This is a genomic window from Pseudomonas sp. SDO5532_S415, from assembly GCF_054071155.1.
On record NZ_JBSVWS010000291.1, the window covers coordinates 1 to 4,122 of the forward strand.

Below are 4,122 nucleotides of genomic sequence, written 5' to 3' on the forward strand. Positions count from 1 at the left end.
GGATCACCTTTTGAAAATAGATTGTGGTCAACGCACCGTCCCATTGTGGGAGCGAGCCTGCTCGCGAAAGCGTCAGACCCATCACCAAACATCTTCATCGCTGCGCAACCTCATGCTCGACGCCGGCGCTTGCGGTATCAATCCTCGCCTCCACCGACATACCCACCCGTAACCGTTCGGCCAAGGGCTGCCCCGGCGCCAGCACGATCTTCACCGGAATCCGCTGCACGACCTTGGTGAAGTTACCGGTCGCGTTGTCCGGCTTGACCGAAGCGAAGGTCACTCCGGTAGCCGGTGCGATGCTCTCGACGCGCCCATTCAGCATTTCGCCGCCAAAGGTGTCGACGCTGACCTGGACGTTCTGCCCCGGCTGCACGTGGGTCAGTTGGGTTTCCTGAAAGTTGGCCACCACATAAGCCTGCGCCAGGGGCACCACAGCCAGCAGCTTGCTGCCCGGTGTGACATAGGCGCCAACCCGCACCGCTCGCTCGCCGACCATGCCGTCCTGCGGCGCAGTAATCCGCGTGTAGGACAGCTCGTAACTGGCCATTTCCAGCTTCGCCTGCGCCCGCTTCAAGCCACCGTCAGCCCCGTCCCGCTGAGCGGTGAGGATGTCCACCTGCTTGCGTTCCGCCGCCAGCACCGCCGTGACATTGGTCAACCGGGCGCTGGCCTGATCGATGCGTGTGCGCGCCTGCTGCGCGTTCTGCACCGTACCGGCACCGACACCGGCGAGATGGTTGTAGCGATTGAGTTCATGCTCGGCGAAGGCCATCTCAGCCTTGGCCGACACCACCGCAGCTTGTGCCTGGGCAATCACCGACGCCTGGCGCTCAAGGGTGGCCTTGGCATTTTGCAATTGCGCCTGGGCCATCAGCGCTTCGGCTGCAGCCGCTTCGGCAGCGGCGCGTAGATCGCGATCATCGATCAGCGCCAGCAACTGCCCGGCCTGAACCTGCTGGTTGTCTTCCACCAGCACTTGCTTGATGAACCCGGCGACGCGCGGCACCACCAGCGTGTAATCCGCCGAGACATAAGCGTCATTGGTGCTTTGGTGCGTACGCTGGCCGAACAGGCCAGGCGCCAGCAGATAAATCAGCGCGCCCACCGCGATCACAACGGCAGCGCCCACGGCCACTTTTTGCTTGGATTGAGTCGTCATAAAAACCTTCAGTTTCAGTGGAGCATTCAGGTCGGCGCGCGCGGCGGATAGATCCGCGTCGGCAGCCAGAAAATCAGCAGGATCAGCGCCACGGCGACGCCGGCCATGCACAGGTAAAGATCCGCGGCGGTCAGCACCACCGCCTGCTCATGCAGCCGATGGGCGAGGCCGGCGCTGTCGGCATCGGCCAAGGGCGAATTGCCCAGGCGGTCCACCAGCATCGTCGAGTGAAAGTGCAGCCGCGCCGTGGTCAACGTCTCCAGCACGCCGGTGGCGATCACCGCCGCCAGGCCTTTCACGGTGTTGAACCAGGACGAGGCGAATGGCCCATCCATCGGGCTGATGCTGCCGGTTGAAAGCATCAGCAGCGGCAACACCGCCATGGGCTGACCGAAGATTTGCAGCAGTTGCAGCACATAGAAATCATCGCGAATCCATGCCGACGTCAGCTGCGATCCACCCAGGCAGGACAGGGTCAGCATGCCCAGACCGATGCCCAGCACCCAGCGGCAATCGACCCAGCGCAAGTTGCACAGCGCCGCCACCAACGGCAGCGCGATCAGCTGCGGCAACGCCGCCAGCAGGGTGATCGGCGCGGTCTGCACCGGGCGATAACCCTGGACCTGCGCCAGGTAGCTGGACGGAATGATGATCACTGCCAGCAGCACCACCAGCACCCCGGCCAGAGTCAGCAAGGCAAACGACAGGTTGCGAATGCCGAGCATCTGCATCTTGAAAAACGGGATCGGCTGCGACCACTCGTTGATCAGAAACAGCACCAGCAACAACGTACCGCCCACCAGCAAGACGCTGATCAGGCTCGACTCGAACCAGTCCAACCGATTGCCCTGCAAAATGCCGATCACCAGCATGCAGATCGCCGGAAAACCCAACAGCAAACCGCGCCAGTTGAACTGCTTGAAGCGCTCCAGTCGCAACGGGTCCTGGGGAATCCCGTAGGCTACCGCCACCGTGGCGATCAGGCACGGCGCGACGACTTGCCAGAACGTCCATTGCCAGCCGACATACTCGGTCCATAACCCCGCCAAAGGTGTGCCGAGCCCAGGACCGAAAGTGGCCGTCAAGGCATAACCGGCCAGGCCGAAGACTTTTATGTTGGCCGGCAGAAAACGCAGTGCGACGGTCATCAACATGGGGGGTAACGCGCCACCGGCCAGGCCTTGCAACGTGCGCAAAACCAGCAGGCTTTCGTAATTCGGTGCAAGCGGGCACAACACGCCCAACAAGGTGAATGCACTGATCGCACACAGCGTGAAACGCCGTAGCGAGAACGTCACCGCACACCAGGGCGCGAAGGCCGCAGCCGCTACCGAGGTCGCGGCGTAGCTGGCGACCAACCAGGTGCCTTCGTCGTAGCCGATAGCCAGCGCACCGCGAATGTCAGCCAGGGCAACCTTGGTCACCATCTCGTTCAGTCCCGAAACCAGCACCGCCAGCAGCACACCCACCAGGCCAATGATGATCCGTGGACCAAACACCACTGGTGCGGCGGCCGGCACAGGGGCGGCCAGAGGCACCGAGGCCGTCAGGGAGGTCATCGGTTCACAACTCCGAAATGATTGAGGGGGCAGTCTACGAAGGCGAATCGCTGACGAAAACTGACTTATTGGTAATTTATAAGTGCGTGGGACGCAGCAATTGGGTGATGAAAACGAACGAGGACAGAAAGCGGTCTCGTGAAGAAACGGCGGGGAAAAACTAACACCGCCGAGTCAGGCGGACCACCATCCATAGGTGTTAGAGCGGTGCGATGCAGGAAGGTGCTTTTGTGTCGAGGGAGCTTGCTCCCGCCGGGTCGCGAAGCGGCCCCGCTTACCTGCGAAAAGAAGGGACTGCTGCGCAGTCCAACGAGAGCAAGCTCCCTCGCCACAAACTGTTTCTCACGCCATCACGACTGGGCTGCCAACCACGTCTCATCGCAACAGCTTTTCAGCGTCTCACGCAGCCAGCGGTGGGCCGGGTCATTGTCGAACCGCGGATGCCAGGCCTGGGTCAGCATGATGGTCGGCAGCGGCACCGGCAGGGTGAACGAACGCAATTTCAAACCCAGGCGCCGCACGCTCAACAGCGTTTCCCTGGGCACCGGCAGAATCAGATCGGAATCGGGCAAGGCGAACATCGCTGCATGGAAACTCGGTGCAATCACCGCCACCCGCCGTTCCAGCCCCAACGCATTGAGCGCCGTATCGATCGGTCCGCGGGCAATCCCGCGACGTGACATGCTGATATGGGAAAACCCGGCAAAGCGCTCGGCGGTGATCTCTTCATCGAGCAGCGGATGATCTTCGCGCACCAGACCGACGAACTGGGTGGAAAACAGGTTCTGCACTTTCACTTCCGGCATCAGCGGCCGGTTGTTGCTGACGCTCAGATCGATGCGGCCCTCACGCAAGGCCTCGTCATCGCCATCGCCTTCCGGAACAAAGCGCAACTCGCAATGCGGCGCCTGACGCTCCATGGTGTCGAACAACTTGCCGCCGTAGATGCCGATGAAGAAGTCATTGGCCCGGATGCTGAAGCGTCGGCGCAAACTGCCCAGGTCCACGACACGGGCCGAATGGAATAGCTGCGCGGCTTGCTCGACCACATCCCGCACTTGCTCGCGCAACTCCAGCGCCTTGGGTGTCGGTACCAGACCACGGCCGGCACGTACCAGGATCGGATCGCCAATGGCCTCGCGGATGCGCGTCAGCGTTCGACTCATGGCCGCCGGGCTGAGGTTCATCCGCCGCGCGGCGCCCACTACGCTGCCTTCGTCGAGCAGGGCGTCGAGAGCGACCAGGAGGTTCATATCCGGGAGTTGCATGCTGAGCACTCGTGTCTGATGTGGATTGATTCAGGCGCAATGCTAGCAAACATCTCCCCACTCATGCGTTGGCAGTTCCGGCCCCTTCGCGAGCAGGCTCGCTCCCACATTGGATCTTCAGTGGACCAACCCC

The 4,122-nt window shown here is 62.1% G+C and carries 3 protein-coding genes; all 3 read right to left on the reverse strand.

Annotated elements, in window-relative coordinates:
- Positions 1-94 precede the first annotated feature (94 nt).
- Positions 95-1,162, reverse strand: coding sequence for an HlyD family secretion protein (locus tag ACW9HW_RS29255; RefSeq protein WP_095192451.1), 1,068 nt, complete (start codon positions 1,160-1,162; stop codon positions 95-97).
- A 26-nt stretch (positions 1,163-1,188) separates the two neighbouring features.
- Entirely contained in the window at positions 1,189-2,721 is a 1,533-nt protein-coding gene (locus ACW9HW_RS29260) for an MFS transporter (RefSeq protein ID WP_095192452.1), read from the reverse strand.
- Positions 2,722-3,071: 350 nt separating this feature from the next.
- Entirely contained in the window at positions 3,072-3,989 is a 918-nt protein-coding gene (locus ACW9HW_RS29265; protein WP_095192453.1) for a LysR family transcriptional regulator, read from the reverse strand.
- Positions 3,990-4,122 lie beyond the last annotated feature (133 nt).

Excerpts from the sequence above, each read along its gene's own strand:
- ACW9HW_RS29255 (WP_095192451.1), bottom strand. The coding sequence starts at position 1,162 with ATGACGACTCAATCCAAGCAAAAAGTGGCCGTGGGCGCTGCCGTTGTG.
- ACW9HW_RS29260 (WP_095192452.1), bottom strand. The coding sequence starts at position 2,721 with ATGACCTCCCTGACGGCCTCGGTGCCTCTGGCCGCCCCTGTGCCGGCC.
- ACW9HW_RS29265 (WP_095192453.1), bottom strand. The coding sequence starts at position 3,989 with ATGCAACTCCCGGATATGAACCTCCTGGTCGCTCTCGACGCCCTGCTC.